The following is a 13,822-nucleotide window of genomic DNA, read 5'->3' as shown; positions in this document are numbered from 1 at the left end:
CATGGCGGGTACGGGAAAGGCGCACCTGAGGAGCACCGGCACGGTGCTTCGCGCCGAGGACCTCGTCGTCGAGTTCCCGCTGCGCGGCGGCAAGCGCGTCCACGCCGTCTCGGGCGTCGACTTCGACATCCTGCCCGGTGAGACACTCGCTTTGGTCGGCGAGTCCGGCTCCGGCAAGTCGACCACCGCGAAGGCCATCGTTCAGTTGGAGAAGCCGACATCGGGACATGTGCACTTCGAAGGCGATGACTTGACCGTCCTGCGGTCCGGCGCCCTGCGCCAGGTACGGTCGCGGCTGCAGATGGTGTTCCAGGACCCGATCGCCTCCCTCAACCCGTGGCGGGAGGTCCTCGACATCGTCGCCGAGCCACTGCAGATATGGCGACGGGGCACCCGCCGGGAGCAGCTTGACGCGGCCCGCACCGCCATGCGCTCCGTGGGACTGGACCCCGAGACGATGGGAGGGCGCCGCGCGTCGGAACTGTCCGGGGGGCAGTGCCAGCGCGTCTCGATCGCCCGCGCGCTCATGCTCGAACCGCGGGTCGTCATCTGCGACGAACCAGTCGCGGCACTCGACGTCTCGGTTCAGGCCCAGATCCTCAACCTGCTCGGCGACCTCAAAGCACAACTGGACCTGTCGATGCTGTTCATCAGCCACGACCTGGCGGTCGTGCGGATGGTGAGCGACCGGGTCATGGTCATGTACCTCGGCAAGATCTGCGAAGTGGCCTCCGCCGAGAGCCTGTACGAGGCACCCAGCCATCCCTACACCGTCCTGCTGCTTGATTCCATACCCCGCCTCGGTCAAGCGTCGGCCGCTCCCGGGTACGGCCTGGGCACCGAGATCCCCTCCCCCATCGACCCGCCCTCAGGCTGCCGGTTCCGCACCAGATGCCCACTGGCGACCGACCTCTGCACGAGGGAAGAGCCCGTCCTGAGAAAGATCGCCGACGACCACTACGTCGCCTGCCACCACAAGGGATCAGGACGATCTGACGCTGACAACGAGGTTCTTCCGCTCTCCGGACATCTGGACTGAGGTCCCCCTTCGTCATCAGGAAGGACGACCGCCAACCCTCACCGCGCCCACCGGGTCGGGGAGAAGACGGCGGTAAACAGCTCTTCCATGCACGCATCGTGCGCGTGACGAAACGCCCCCGACGCGCAGTGGCTCGACCGGGCCTCGCGGGACGCGCTGCTGTTCGCCGCGCGGCGCCTGCGGGCCGAGGGCGTGGTCATGCTCTTCACCGTCCGGGACGGCGAGGGCGGCTTCCCCGCGGCGGGCCTGCCGGAGCTGCGGCTGGCCGGACTGGCGCCGGAGGCGGCGGCCGCCCTGCTCGACCGGTCCCCGCTCGACCCCGCCCTGCGCTACCGGCTGCTCGCCGAGGCGGACGGGAACCCGCTGGCGCTGCTGGAGCTGCCGGTCGCGCTGGCCGCCGAGGGCGGCGGGACATTCGCGCCGCGCGCGCTCCCGCTGACCGACCGGCTGCGGCTGGCCTTCCACGGCCAGGTCGGCCGGATGCCGGAGGCGTGCCAGAGCGTGCTGCTGGCGGCGGCGGCCGAGGAGTCCGGCGAGGTGGCGGTGATCCTGCGCGCCGCCGCCGCGCTGGGCGCGACCGTCGAGGCGCTGGCCCCCGCCGAGCGGGCCGGGCTTGTGCTGCGCGGGGACGCCGACGGCACGATCCGCTTCCGCCACCCGCTGGTCCGCGCCGCCGTCTACCAGCGGGCGCCGCAGGGCGACGATCGCGACGGCGGCGGCGAGCCGGACGTGGAGTCTTCTCAGGCCGGACGTCGACCTCGGCAGCCCGCTGCCGCAGGCCCATGCCCACAATGACTACCACCACGAGCGTCCGTTGATGGACGCCCTGGTCACCGTCGGCGGCTCCTATGTCGCCGTCGGGCCGGACGGAACTGTGATCGTCGCGCCGGCCGGGGACGATCTGGACGCCGGCGGGGTGCGCAACCGCGACACGTTCGCGCTCGTCGGCCCCATGCCGGGTGAGGTGGCCGCCCGGTTCCTGGGCGGCTGGTCCAGCGAACCATGGCTGCGATCCGGGCCTGAGTCGCAGCCGATCCACCTGTTCGTCAGGCGTCCGGCTCCACCGTGCTGCGGATGTTCATCGAGGGCCGGCACCCGGCTCCCGCCGATGTGCCTGAACGCACTGTGAGCGTCGAGGTTCCGGCGGCACTGGCGGAGTTCTACCGCTCGCGCACCTCGGCGTGCCGTGGAGGGGCTTGGACGGTTGAGTCGCCCGCTCGCGGACCGCCGTGTTCGCTCGGTGTTCGCTCGGCGGTTTCGAAACGGGACGACACGGAGCGGCGGAGCATGAGTTCTTCGAACACCGTCGGTGGGAGCCCGTGGTTGGCGGGTGGTCGCGCGGCACGGTCCTTATGCGCCGTGCCGCGCGAAAAACTCAGTGGATAGAGAGTGCGATGTCGGTCACGTACCATTTTCCGCTGATGTTGCCAGCATTGACCCCGAGTTGGATATCGTCCTTTTTGAGCCCGGTGGAGTTGGAGAGGACGATCGCTGTGAGGGTCTGCCCGTCCACGGTGATCTGATCTCCACTCACCGTCACCGTCCCGCCGGACGACTTTACGTCGGCCACCTTCACCTGCGGTGATGTCCCGAGGTTCGCCGGTGTGAAGGAAGGTTGCAAACGGCGGAGCATGTTCGCGGCACGCCCTCCGGAGCCGCACGCCTCCGAGGTGGCGGGGTTCGGAGCCGAATGCTTATCTGGTGCGACCGCCATGGACATGCATGCCTGCTTGAGCTGATTCGTGACCAACGCGGTGGTCCAGTTGCGCACCACCGCCTCGGGGGAGGACTGGCTCCCGGCACTTCCCTTCGGTGCGGACGGGGGTTGGGGGGACTGCGTTGGACTCTCCTTGGCCGCCGGCTCCGCCTGCGTGGACTCGTCCGAGCAACCGGCCGCCACGGCCCCCAAGAGGAGAACGCCGACCAGCCAACCGATAGCGGACTCTTTCTGACCGTGCTGTACTGTGCTGTTCCGGCGCACCATCGTCCATCTCCTTCTTGTTCATCGGGCGCCGGCGCAAATTATTCAATCCGTTCTCGGCTCTCGAACGGACTAATAAATTCCGGCGATAAAACAGACGCAGCCCCTGACAACAGAAGCCGCACTATGAGTGCGTTCTTCGGACCATGTGCCGCACGTGATCGATGATCATACCCCGATCGGTGTCTCGGAGGGAACTCGGGTAGGGCCGCCGTCAAGCGATGGCACGGGCCGGGAGTGCAAGGGGCTCAACGAACGGCTGTACCGGGCTAAAATCACCGCCACGGGGTGAACGGCCAATTCTCAATCCCCGAGAATGTGGAGACTAGTTATGCCCACCTCGGCCTTGCCGTGCATGGAAATTGGGATCGATGCGGATAGGCTGACATAGAATGGCCCCCAGAGCACCGCACTGATACGTCAATTTCAGCTTTTAATCCGTAGGTTGTGGGTTCGAGGAGTTGGGTCGCGCACCGACCGGTCGTCAGGTGCAGACGATATGCGGCCACCCCCGGCAGAGCTGTCGGCGGCCGAACGGCAGCGTGTACCGGCGGTGCTGGACTCGCCCCCCGGTCGAGGTCAACGTCGTCGGCTTTCGGGACGACCGGCGGTATCTCGTAGCGACCGGATGATGAGTTGGTGTACTTCGGCGTTCTTGTTCCGGGTGATCGCGAGGATCTGCCGCCCGAGCCAGTTGGGGTCGTCCACTCCTACCAGGGCGATGTTCTGCGGGACGATGGGGACCAGGATCTCGGGGATGAGGCAGACGCCCAGTCCGGCGGCGACGAGACCGAAGCGGCCATGCCAGGTGCGAACACGGAAGGCGATCAGCGGGTCGGTCAGGGTGGGCCACGCGCCGAACTGTGGTTCGTCCGAGGGTCCCTTTCCGACGATCCATGACTCGGCCGCGAGTTCATGCGCGGGCACGCCTGCCTCGGCGTCGGCCAGCCGGTGACCACGCGGCACGCCGACCGTCAGCGCGCCGCCGGGTAGCCGGGTGATTCGCAGTCCCTCGAAGGCCGGTTGGGGCAGGCCGGGTCCCGATGCCACGACGGCCACGTCCAGCCGCCCGCCGGTGACCTGGCGCACGAGGTGCTGCGAGGACGCCTCGGTGATGGCGAACGTCAACTGGGCGTTCTGCTCCAGCGCCCTGGCCAGTGCGAAGGGGAGCAGCGCGGCATTCGCGGCGGGGAAGGCCCCCACCCGTACGCGAACCTCAGGTCCGGCCGTCAGGTCGTTGAGCCGGTCGTTGAGCCGGTCGAGCTCGGAGAGCGTCTCAGCTGCGAACCGCGCGACGACCTCGCCCGCGCGCGTCGGCCGGACGCCGCGGGGCTTGCGCACGAAAAGCGGCTGCCCAGCCGCCTTCTCGGCGGCGGCGACCTGCCGGGAGATGGCGGGCTGGGAGTAGCCGAGGGCGCGCGCCGCACCGCTCAGCGAGCCGTGCGCCGCCACGGCGCGAACGACCCGGAGGGAGTTGATGTCGAGTTCGGACACCGCTCCATGCTAGGCGCCGACCTATGCAGGAAGGTTATGGCGAACGCTCACGAATTGCATGGCGCGTAAGGTCCATGACCCACCCCGGTTGGCTATGGTCGATATCGACGAACCAATCAGGCAGCAACTCAAGGAGTTTCTCGTGAGCGAGTTCATTTCCCCCGATGACACCAGTTATGACGATCGGGCGCGTGCTCTGGCCCGCATCGGCCGAGAGGCAATCGCGGTGGCCGACGACAAGAAGCTGGATGCATATTTCGCCGACGATTTCGTTTTTCACGGGCCGGATGGCGACCTGGACTACCCGCAACTACGGTCCCACTTCGCCGCCATGCGCGCCGCATTCGAAGGATTCGCCTGCGAGCGGCGGGCTATCGTCAGCCAAGGGGAATTCATCGGTTCCCGTACCAGCATGTCGGGCCAGTTTACCGCACCTTTCAAGGCTTCCCCCATCGGCACAATCGAGCCGAACGGGCAGCCGATGAGGCTCGAACTGATCAACATTTTCCGCTATGACGAGGACGACCGCCTGGCCGAGGAGTGGGTCCAGTACGACAACCTCGCATTCCTCCGGCAACTGGGCGTCGATATCGCTGTGGGGCGATGACCGTCCCGCCCGCGCGAGGTGGTGGCCGACAGACGAGGCCGCCGACGGGCGAGCCACAAGAACACCAACGGTCCGTGTCGGCTCGTTGTCGGCTCGACGGTTCCGAACTGGATCGGCACGCAACGGCCGAATGCAGGCTTGCCGGTAACCCCGCACCGACGAATCGAGACCGGCGCGCCAGCTGTATTTGGTTAGTCCTTTCGCAGGTCGGCCGGCAAGGGCAGGGAGCCGAGGCTCTCGATCACGCCGCCACAGCCGCAGGACGCGGGCGCACGCCGTCCGTTGGACGGGCGTGGGTGCGCGGCCGAGCCGGTTCGGGACGCTCGCTGGGCGCCCGGTGCCGCACCAGACCCGCCCGTGTGCGACTCGCCACCAAGCCGCCACGGCGCGCCGGGGTCCGGCGAGGACGGCGCGTGGTGGTGCCCGGCACCGCGCCCGCGGCCTGGAGCAGGTACGCGGCGGTCTTCTCCGCCGCGACGTGCGCCACCTCCGGCCAGACCGAGGTGTAGGTGTCGGCGGTCAGCACGATGTTGGAATGCCCCGGCATCTCCTGCACCACCCTCAACTCCACCTCCGCTGCCAAGGCGAGGGTGGCCGCGCCGTGCCGCAGGTCATGCAACCGGATCGGCGGCATCCCGTGCTCGGCGAGCAGTCTCTGGAAGGCGTGGGTGAGGGTGCCGGGGCGATCGAGGTGCCGTTTCGGTTGGTGAACACATAGCCGCTGTCGCAGTAGCCGTCGCCGTAGGCGTCCGCCTCCGCCAGCGCCGCGAGCGGTGCGCGCGCAGCGCGGCGATGGTGGTGCGGTCCAGCGCGATCACGCGGTGCTGTGCGCGGTCTTGGGCGGGCCCACCACCGCACGCGGCCGCCGCGTCGGCGGCAACGCCACCAGTGACGCCGGGTTGTCCTCGACCAGCCCTTGCCTGAGCGCAGCGTTCAGCGCGGCGCGCAGCGTGGCCCGAATCCGATCCAGGGTCGCCGCCTTCAGCCGCCGTCCCGACTCCTCGTGCTCGCGGCTGATGATGGCGAACATCTTCTCCACGTGCGCCACCGACACCTCCGCCAGCAGCATCCGATGTCGCGCGTCCGTCTCTCCTTCGCACCGCGATGGGCGACCTGATTCCGCTTCTCCTGGTAGGGATTGTTCGGAACCGGGATCGTCAGGATGTTGCCGGACGATCCGCGGGCCTCACGCCGTTGAGGAGGATGCGGGCGGTTCTGTCGACCCAGTCCGCGGTGAGGCCGTCAGGCCCTCTGATCAGCATTGCGGCCAGGGCGGAGCCGATGATCATCTCCAGGATCACGACCGTGTCGACGTCGGCGTCCAGTTCTCCGCTCTCGACGGCCGCGGCGAGGTCGGCGTCGAGGCCGCGCCAGCCCTCGGCGGAGAACCGCTCGAGGATGCGCCGGTGGAGGACCGGGTCGGTCGCGGCTTCGGCTATCAGGCCGGGGACGGCGATTCGGGCCAGTGGGGTGGTCAGGAGTTCCGCGATCCGTCGCACCAGTTCGCGCAGGTCTTCGGCGAACGAGCCGGTCCGCAGGGGGCCGGTGGTGACGCTGTCTCGGAAGGTCGCCTCGTGTATGAGGTGGGCTTTGCCGGGCCAGCGCCGATAGACGGCGGGCCGGGACGTGCCGGCGCGGTCGGCGACGGCGGCCACGGTCACTTCGGCGTAGCCGACCTCCGTCAGGAGTTCGGCGGCGGCGTCCAGGACGGCGCCGTCGATGCGGGCGTCACGCGGTCTTCCGGTGGGGTTGTTCATTTCCGAGCAAAGTGTAACGTAACTGCCGTGCAGCAGCCGCGAAGTAAGCTCGTCGAGTTGTCGGACGTCATCGACGCGAGGTACGGCGGAAAGGCCCTCGGCCTCGCGAAGCTGGCCGCCGCCGGTTTCCCGGTGCCCGCCGCCTTCGTCATCGCGAACGCCGATGCCGGCGACCTTCCCGTCGATCTCGAAGCGCGCTACGCCCGGATGGCCGCCTCGGCCGGGGCGGTCGCGGTGCGTTCTTCGGCTTCGGGCGAGGACGGCCTCGAGAGTTCCTTCGCCGGCCAGTACGAGACGGTCCTGGACGTGAACGGGTACGAGGAACTCCTCGCCGCGATCCGGCATTGTGCGGCCGGGGCGTCCACGGAGCGAGCAGCCGCCTACCGGCCCGGCGCCGGGATGACCGGCCCGATGCACCTCGTGGTCCAGGAAATGGTCGACGCGCGCGCCGCCGGTGTCGTGTTCACCGCCGATCCGGCCAGCGGCCGACGCGACATCTGCGTGGTCGACGCGGTTCCCGGGCCGGGAGAGTCGCTGGTCGACGGCTCCGCGAGCTCGGACCACTACGAGGTCGACCGCGCCGGAAAGATCATGGACCGGCAGATCGCGTCGAGTCCGGCACTCACCGATGACGAGGTCATGGCCGTCGTCGCCGGCGCGCGCGCCGCGGAGGCGCGGTGGGAAATGCCCCTGGACCTCGAGTGGGCGATCGACCGGACTGGCGAGATCCGCTGGCTGCAGGCACGGCCGATCACCACCCTGCCCGGGGACCTGAACGAGATGGACAGCACGGTCGCGGGCGAGGACCACGTCTACACCCGGTGCAACATCGGCGAGATGATGCCGGGTGCCTTCTGCCCGCTCACCGCGTCCGTCAGCGGCCGAGCGATCGAGTACGCGATGCAACTGGTCCAGGTCGCCGGCGGTTTCCAGAAATCCTACCGGGAGGACCGCTGGCTGCAGTTGGGCTACTTCTCAGGTCACCTGTTCCTCAACATGACCGAAGGTACGGCTCTGAGCTCGGGAATCCTCGGCAACTCCCTCGAGCAGTACTCGCTCTCGATCGCGGGCAGGGTCGTGGACGAGCTGGTGCCGAAGCCGCCGAAGCCGTTCGCCCGCCGCCTGGTCAACACCGTCCGGCTCACGGCCTTCGCGCTCTCGGCAGGGCACGCGATCCGCCGTCTGGACCGCGAGCTGGCCCGCTTCGAGGCGCCGTCCGCGGCGGAGCCGGCGGCCCTGCTCGCCGAACTCGACGCGGGGATCGAGCTCTACAACGAGGCCACGCTCACCCACGTCCGGTCCTCCTCGCGGTCCGCCGTCGCCGCGAACGTGCTCGAACAGACGGTGCTGCGCGAAGCGACCCGTGCGGGCCGGAGCGAGGACGAGGGCCGCTCCCAGGCCGCCGCGATGATGGCCGGGGCCGCCGACGTCGAGAGCGCCGTCATGCTGGAGCAGCTGGACGACGTGGTGGGCCGCCTGGCCGGGGACCCGGCGGCAGCCGAGGCGTTCCTCGAACGGGATGCCGCCGAGGCCGTGACCGGGCTGACCGGAGGCACCGGTCCGATCAGCCGCACATTCAACGAGTTTCTGCGGCGCCATGGCCACCGGGGGTACCGGGAGCTGTGCATGCGGGATCGGTCATGGCGGGACGACCCCGACGGTCTCGGCACGATCATGCAGGCCATGCTCCGTGCCCGCCTGAACGCCGGCGACGCCGTCCGCCCGACTCCGGCACCGCCGCAGCAAGGCGTTTCCCGGACGGTGCGGGCGATGGCCCGCCTGGCGCAGGCCGGGGCACGCGGACGTGAGGCGACCAAGTCTCGAATGGTCATGGTCGCCTACCTGCTCAGCCGTGGCTATCGCCTGCTGGGCGAGCGGTTGGCCGCGGCCGGGCGACTGCCCGATGCAGACCTGGTGTTCTTCTTCGACAGGTCGGAGCTGCCGGCACTGGTGGGTACCGGAGACGTCCGGGACCTGATCGACCGTGCCGCGGCGCGACGGTCGGCGCTTCCGTTCCAGGCCCGGCTCGAGTTCCCGGACGTCTCCGTCGGCAAGCCCGTTCCGACCCGGCCCAAGCCCCCGGAGGGAATCGAGGACGGGGTGATCGTCGGCCGTCCCGCGTGCGGCGGGGTCGTGGAGGGGACCGTCCGGGTCGCGACGACGGTCGCGCAAGCTCGGGAACTGCATCCCGGCGAGATCCTGGTCGCGCCCGTGACGGACGTCGGCTGGACGCCGTACTTCACCCTGATCGCCGCGCTCGTCACCGACATCGGCAGCTCGGTCTCCCACGGCGCCGTCGTCGCCCGCGAGTACGGCCTGCCCTGCGTGGTCAATACCCAGGGCGCCACCCGCGTGCTCCGCACCGGCGACCGGGTCCGGGTCGACGGCGACCGCGGCACTGTGACGCTGCTGAATCGCACCCTCGTTCCGTCCTCTTCCGCCACCGCATAGTCCTGGTGGTTGCACATACGCCCGAGGTGCCCGGCGTCTTACCGCTCGACGAGTTCCCGATCCAGCAGATCCCCGCCCCCATCGAGTGGGTCGGCGGCGACCGCAACTTCTACGACCGGTCGTACTGGAACGCCCATGACCGCACCGGCGACCTCATGATGATCCAGCGTCGGACGAGCGGTCTGGCGCGAAGAAGGCGGGGCCCCGCTCGAAGGTTGGGGGCTGTACGAGCACGGCGTCATCGGGATCCGGGGGAACCTCATGCCGTGTTGATCGCGGGGGCCAGCCAGCGGTCGAGGAGGGCGCGGAGCCGGGCTTCGTCCTGCGTCGGCCGACTCGGGTGCTGCAACAGCGATGTCAGGAGTCGCATGATGATCTCGGCGAGCCCGTTGAGGTCGTCTTCGCCGATGCCGACGGCGGCCCAGTCGACGGGGAAGCGCTGCAGCATCTTGGCGCCGTAGGCGATGGTGTCCGCGGTGGTGGCGCCGCGACCGAAGGCGCTCGAGTCCCCGAGTTGCAGCAGCAGGCTCAGCCGCGGCTCGGTCGGGATGGTCCGCACGCAGAAGACCATGCCCTCGACCACGGCCTCGGCCGGATCGCCGATCCCTTGGAGGTGGGCGATCAGCTGATCGACGAACGACTCCGCGCCCTGGGCCGCGACCTCACCGATGATGTCGCTGATCCGGTCGAAGTGTCGGTAGACGGTCTGGCGGGTGACACCGAGCTCGTTCGCGACGTCGGAGAGGGTCGTCTTGGTGACGCCGTGCCTGTCGACGCAGCGGGCGGTCGCGTCGATGATGCGCTGCCGGGCCTCGGCATCTGATGCGGGAGGCCGGCCTCCCCAGCCGTGGCGCGCCATGACCCTAGGATCGCACAGGCGCCGCGACCGATCGTGCCCTGGTCGCACGGAGCGCGACCAGAATGAATCCGGTTGCGGCGACGGTGCACAACGCGGCGTACCACAGGCTGCCGGTCGGCGTGCCCTGCTCGGTGACGCCGTTGGTCGCCGCGAAGTACGTCGGCAGTGCGATCAGCCACAGGACGACGTGGACGCCCAGGTACAGCGCCGGATAGGTCCGCGCGAACAGCGGCGACGCCACCGGGGTCACCGTGTCGGCGCGCACCGCGCGCCAGGCGTCCACCAGCAGGAAGAGGCCGACGATCCAGACCACGGAGAGTTCGGTGCCGAGGATGGCCCGCTGGATCCCGAGCCGGTCCTCACCGCGGAAGGCCCCGCTGGGCGCGCTCACGATGATCATCGCCAGCGGGGTCAGGGCGCCGGCGACGACGGTACGCCGGCCGATCCGCCGTCCGGTGAGGGTGCCGCGGCCGTCCCTTTCCCCGACCAGGCGGACGACGAGGTAGGTCATGGCGCCGAAGGAGACCGAGGCGAACAGGAGCATGCTGTTCATCGGCACCGAGGCGAGCGCCGGCTGGTTGATCGTCTCGTTGTCGGTGTTCCAGGCCCACCACTTCAGCTGGGGCCCCAGGTGGTCGAAGATCTCGTAGAAGACCTGGCAGGCGAACGCGACCGCCATCGAGCCGAGCAGCGGGCCGCGCCGCGCGAAGACGCCCAGGGCCCGGACCAGCTCGTAGGCGAGCTGCGACAGTGCGGGGTAGAAGGCCACGATGTAGAGCGGCAGCCGGTCGTACATGAACTGCACGGTGAACACGTTGTGGGAGAAGATGAACCCGACGTGCTCCTCCAGGCCGAACCAGCCGGGGAAGTAGAGCGGCGGCTCGATCACGGCCAGGTACACGACCGAGGCGAACCACAGCGAGATGTTGACCGGATCGCCGTCGCGCCGCCACCGCCGCCACGCGTGGACGAGCGCGAACACGGCTCCGCCGATGACGAGTAGCTCAAGGACCGGCATGGTGCCGTTCTCGAGGCCGAGCGGGTTGCGGAAGTCGATCACGGGATCGGCGTCGTGGCAGGAGAAGCCGAGTCTCTCGGCGACACGCGCGGCCGCCGCGTCACAGGTGTGGTCCATTCCTCGCCTCCGGGATCAGGCGCCGACGCGGTCGTCACCGCGGCGGGCTCCACTGGACGACGCACGCCCCGGTCCGCGGTAGCCGGTGAAGTCGGTGCCCGGCGGGTCGCGCCGGGCGTCGAACCCGCCGGGCACCACCGTGCGGCCGAGCCGCTGGCGCGCCTTGTAGCGCGCGAGGCCGAACCAGAACCTCGGGTCGGTGAGCATCTCCTTGAGCGACTTGTCGAGGTTGAACACCTGGGCGAAGGTCTCCTCGACGTAGGCGTCCTCGCGGCTGGTGGCGTTGATGGCGTTGAAGATCGGCCAGCTGAAGCGCGCGACCAGCCTGCGCCGCCAGGGGGCGGCGACCTCGCTCCCGGTCGCGAAGTCGTAGGCCTGGTCACGCGCCATCGCGAGCATCCAGGGCACGTCGAGGGACTTCTTCTGCCGGTCGAGGAACTCGCGGAAGAAGGCCAGATCCACCGCGTCGCGACGGCGCAGCATCTCACCGAGGATGAGCGCGGAGCGGGCCGCCGAACTCATCCCCTGGGCGTAGAACGGATTGAAGGCGCAGATCGAGTCACCGACGCAGACCAGCCCGATCGGTGGCACGTCGACCAGGTCGAAGCGGCGCCATTTGTTGCCGGTCGAACGAGTCAGATGCACTTCGGAGGTCGGTGTGCACGCACGCGCCGCCTGGCCGAAGGCCGTGGCCCTCACACGGGTCAGCGCGGCCTCGAACGCGTCGGTCCTGCGCGGCATCTGGATGCCCCAGGACCCCATGCACACGATGGCGCGGTCGCCCTCGATCGGGAAGAAGTTGCTGAGGAATTCGTGCTCCTCGGGGTGGTCGCCGGTGTCCTGGGTCGGCGTGATGACCAGGTGCTTCCACCACCACGATTCGGGGCGCCGGTCGGCGGGAGGCAGGTCGTACCACCGGGAGATGTAGGTGACTTTGGCGTCGAGGGTCTTTTCCGGTGGCACGGACCAGCCGGCCGCGCCGAGCCAGTCGATGACCGAGGAGCCGCGCCCCAGCGCGTCGACGACCAGGTCGGCGGCCAGGTAGCCCTCGTCATCGTGGGCGGTGCGGTACTCGACTCCCTCGACGCGCCCGTGCGCGGTGCCGCCCCCGGTCGACCGCAACCCGGTGACGGTCACGCCCTCCCGGATCTCGATGGCCGGCAGTTCACGAACCTTGTCACGCAGGACACGTTCGATGAGCGCCCGGGAGCTGTAGACCATCGTCATCGTTCCGGACTTGCGGGGGGCCCAGCCGTCGTTCTCGCAGTAGGCCGCGTCCATCGACGGCATCAGATGCATCCCGCCGCCGGCGATCAGCGCCTCCTCGAACCCGGGGAAGATCTCGCCGATCGCGCGGCGGCCGGAATTGAGGAGGAAATGCGGATGCTTGCTCTGCGGCACCCCCCGGCGGTGCTCCGTGTCCGGCGGAAGCTCGTCCCGCTCCAGGACGACCACCTCGTCGAAGTGCTCCGCGAGCACTCCGGCAGAGCACAGTCCCGCCACGCTGCCGCCGAGTACCACGGCCGTCCTGCTCCGCATCCGGACCTACTTTCATTCATACATATGATGGATGAATGTATGATTCGGAAGGTGGCGAGTCAACCCCTGGCCCGCCTCCAGAACGCCTCGCAGACTCCGTGAGTCCCGTTAGCCTCGGGCATTCACCGGACGGCAGGTTGAGAGTGACCGTGCAGTACTCCAGCCGCACTTATTGATCGATGAGTCGTCGTCTCGCTCCCACGTGGCAGGCATCGCGCATCCGCCGCTCCCGCCGACCGGAACGGCCGGTCACTCATTGGCCTGGTGGGCTGTCCCAGCCGGAGACGAACCATTGGACTTCTCCGGTGGCCGGGTCGTACAACGGCCGGTTGAGGGTGCCGATGTTGCCTCCGTAGATGTGGATCCCGACGGTGGGCTCGTCGCCGACGGCCGCGACGGCGTGGACGTCATCGTCGGTCGTGCAGCATACGGTGACCTGTCCGCGTTCCCACACGTGCTCACCGGCCGGCGTCAGGGCCCTCCTGGGCTCGGATGCCACGGGCTTGAGATAGCGGGTCTCGCGTTCGGCCCCGGCGTAGATTCCGGCGACGCCCCATGTCCGGTGTCCGTGGACGGGTGTGTGCTGACCCACATCCCAGACGACGCACGCCAGTGACCAGCTGTCGTCGGGAGCGATGTAGACCGGGTAGTTGACATGGTGCTCGTTCGACGGACTGGTGAGTTCGGGCGGGAGCCGGTAGTCACCGGCCAGCAGCTCAGACAACCGCTCGGCGATCCTCTTGGTGATCTCGTGCTCGTCGTGGATGGTGCTGACCAGAGACGTCACGTCTTTGATGAAGGTTTCCATGGGCAGCCTCCTACGACTCGATTGCCTTCGCGGTCATCGGCGTTTGGCGGTGAAGGTCAGGTGGGTGACGCCGGAGGGGAAAGGTGGTGCCGCCCTGCATCTCGATCGGTGGCCGGGGGCGGTGGGTGAGAACGAAGACCGGGGTGTGGAAG

General features: G+C 69.0%; 14 protein-coding genes. 5 read left to right on the top strand and 9 right to left on the bottom strand.

From position 1 onward, the window contains the following. Position 1: 1 nt before the first annotated feature. The 3 genes from E1266_RS14130 to E1266_RS38000 all read left to right on the top strand — a co-directional run bounded on the left by E1266_RS14130 (position 2) and on the right by E1266_RS38000 (position 2,168). Positions 2-1,039 (top strand): oligopeptide/dipeptide ABC transporter ATP-binding protein, encoded by a 1,038-nt coding sequence (locus E1266_RS14130; RefSeq protein WP_132046944.1) that lies wholly within the window; start codon positions 2-4, stop codon positions 1,037-1,039. 198 nt (positions 1,040-1,237) lie between these two features. Then, complete coding sequence (locus tag E1266_RS14125) at positions 1,238-1,834, top strand: hypothetical protein (RefSeq protein ID WP_207945636.1); 597 nt, start codon at positions 1,238-1,240, stop codon at positions 1,832-1,834. 22 nt (positions 1,835-1,856) lie between these two features. After that, the gene (locus E1266_RS38000; protein ID WP_165966077.1) at positions 1,857-2,168 is read left to right on the top strand and encodes a hypothetical protein; all 312 of its coding nucleotides are present in this window, start codon (positions 1,857-1,859) and stop codon (positions 2,166-2,168) included. Positions 2,169-2,414: 246 nt separating this feature from the next. Here E1266_RS38000 and E1266_RS14115 read toward each other — a convergent pair whose 3' ends face one another. Both E1266_RS14115 and E1266_RS14110 read right to left on the bottom strand, forming a co-directional pair. Further along, positions 2,415-3,023, bottom strand: coding sequence for a hypothetical protein (locus E1266_RS14115; protein WP_132046940.1), 609 nt, complete (start codon positions 3,021-3,023; stop codon positions 2,415-2,417). 576 nt (positions 3,024-3,599) lie between these two features. Beyond that, complete coding sequence (locus E1266_RS14110) at positions 3,600-4,514, bottom strand: LysR family transcriptional regulator (protein WP_132046939.1); 915 nt, start codon at positions 4,512-4,514, stop codon at positions 3,600-3,602. Positions 4,515-4,608: 94 nt separating this feature from the next. Here E1266_RS14110 and E1266_RS14105 point away from each other — a divergent pair, with 94 nt between their 5' ends. After that, positions 4,609-5,121 (top strand): ester cyclase, encoded by a 513-nt coding sequence (locus tag E1266_RS14105; RefSeq protein ID WP_207945634.1) that lies wholly within the window; start codon positions 4,609-4,611, stop codon positions 5,119-5,121. A 241-nt stretch (positions 5,122-5,362) separates the two neighbouring features. Here the strand turns inward: E1266_RS14105 and E1266_RS14100 are convergent, their stop codons facing one another. The 3 genes from E1266_RS14100 to E1266_RS14090 form a co-directional block, all read right to left on the bottom strand. Then, complete coding sequence (locus E1266_RS14100) at positions 5,363-5,773, bottom strand: tyrosine-type recombinase/integrase (protein WP_243718406.1); 411 nt, start codon at positions 5,771-5,773, stop codon at positions 5,363-5,365. Positions 5,774-5,935: 162 nt separating this feature from the next. Then, positions 5,936-6,190 carry a hypothetical protein gene (locus E1266_RS14095; protein WP_132046933.1) on the bottom strand — a complete coding sequence of 85 codons (255 nt, stop codon included), beginning with the start codon at positions 6,188-6,190 and terminating at the stop codon, positions 5,936-5,938. Between the two features lie 88 nt (positions 6,191-6,278). Further along, entirely contained in the window at positions 6,279-6,878 is a 600-nt protein-coding gene (locus E1266_RS14090; RefSeq protein ID WP_132046931.1) for a TetR/AcrR family transcriptional regulator, read from the bottom strand. Between the two features lie 27 nt (positions 6,879-6,905). Between E1266_RS14090 and E1266_RS14085 the strand changes: the two genes are divergently transcribed. Then, the gene (locus E1266_RS14085) at positions 6,906-9,329 is read left to right on the top strand and encodes a PEP/pyruvate-binding domain-containing protein (RefSeq protein WP_132046929.1); all 2,424 of its coding nucleotides are present in this window, start codon (positions 6,906-6,908) and stop codon (positions 9,327-9,329) included. A 259-nt stretch (positions 9,330-9,588) separates the two neighbouring features. Here E1266_RS14085 and E1266_RS14080 read toward each other — a convergent pair whose 3' ends face one another. The 4 genes from E1266_RS14080 to E1266_RS14065 form a co-directional block, all read right to left on the bottom strand. Further along, entirely contained in the window at positions 9,589-10,188 is a 600-nt protein-coding gene (locus E1266_RS14080; RefSeq protein ID WP_132046927.1) for a TetR family transcriptional regulator, read from the bottom strand. Positions 10,189-10,192: 4 nt separating this feature from the next. Then, on the bottom strand, positions 10,193-11,323 hold the full coding sequence (locus E1266_RS14075) for a hypothetical protein (protein WP_132046925.1): 1,131 nt from the start codon (positions 11,321-11,323) through the stop codon (positions 10,193-10,195). Positions 11,324-11,338: 15 nt separating this feature from the next. After that, positions 11,339-12,862: a hypothetical protein gene (locus E1266_RS14070; protein WP_207945633.1), complete on the bottom strand. Its 1,524-nt coding sequence runs from the start codon at positions 12,860-12,862 to the stop codon at positions 11,339-11,341. A gap of 253 nt (positions 12,863-13,115) precedes the next feature. Continuing rightward, on the bottom strand, positions 13,116-13,670 hold the full coding sequence (locus E1266_RS14065; RefSeq protein WP_132046923.1) for a hypothetical protein: 555 nt from the start codon (positions 13,668-13,670) through the stop codon (positions 13,116-13,118). Between the last annotated feature and the right edge of the window lie 152 nt (positions 13,671-13,822).

It is taken from the genome of Actinomadura sp. 7K534 (assembly GCF_004348575.1).
GTDB lineage: Bacteria > Actinomycetota > Actinomycetes > Streptosporangiales > Streptosporangiaceae > Spirillospora > Spirillospora livida.
This window is presented reverse-complemented; position numbering and strand designations above follow the sequence as displayed.

Excerpts from the sequence above, each read along its gene's own strand:
- E1266_RS14130 (WP_132046944.1), top strand. The coding sequence starts at position 2 with ATGGCGGGTACGGGAAAGGCGCACCTGAGGAGCACCGGCACGGTGCTT.
- E1266_RS14115 (WP_132046940.1), bottom strand. The coding sequence starts at position 3,023 with ATGGTGCGCCGGAACAGCACAGTACAGCACGGTCAGAAAGAGTCCGCT.
- E1266_RS14125 (WP_207945636.1), top strand. The coding sequence starts at position 1,238 with ATGCTCTTCACCGTCCGGGACGGCGAGGGCGGCTTCCCCGCGGCGGGC.
- E1266_RS14070 (WP_207945633.1), bottom strand. The coding sequence starts at position 12,862 with ATGCGGAGCAGGACGGCCGTGGTACTCGGCGGCAGCGTGGCGGGACTG.
- E1266_RS14075 (WP_132046925.1), bottom strand. The coding sequence starts at position 11,323 with ATGGACCACACCTGTGACGCGGCGGCCGCGCGTGTCGCCGAGAGACTC.
- E1266_RS14095 (WP_132046933.1), bottom strand. The coding sequence starts at position 6,190 with ATGCTGCTGGCGGAGGTGTCGGTGGCGCACGTGGAGAAGATGTTCGCC.
- E1266_RS14105 (WP_207945634.1), top strand. The coding sequence starts at position 4,609 with ATGGTCGATATCGACGAACCAATCAGGCAGCAACTCAAGGAGTTTCTC.
- E1266_RS14065 (WP_132046923.1), bottom strand. The coding sequence starts at position 13,670 with ATGGAAACCTTCATCAAAGACGTGACGTCTCTGGTCAGCACCATCCAC.
- E1266_RS14080 (WP_132046927.1), bottom strand. The coding sequence starts at position 10,188 with ATGGCGCGCCACGGCTGGGGAGGCCGGCCTCCCGCATCAGATGCCGAG.
- E1266_RS38000 (WP_165966077.1), top strand. The coding sequence starts at position 1,857 with ATGGACGCCCTGGTCACCGTCGGCGGCTCCTATGTCGCCGTCGGGCCG.
- E1266_RS14090 (WP_132046931.1), bottom strand. The coding sequence starts at position 6,878 with ATGAACAACCCCACCGGAAGACCGCGTGACGCCCGCATCGACGGCGCC.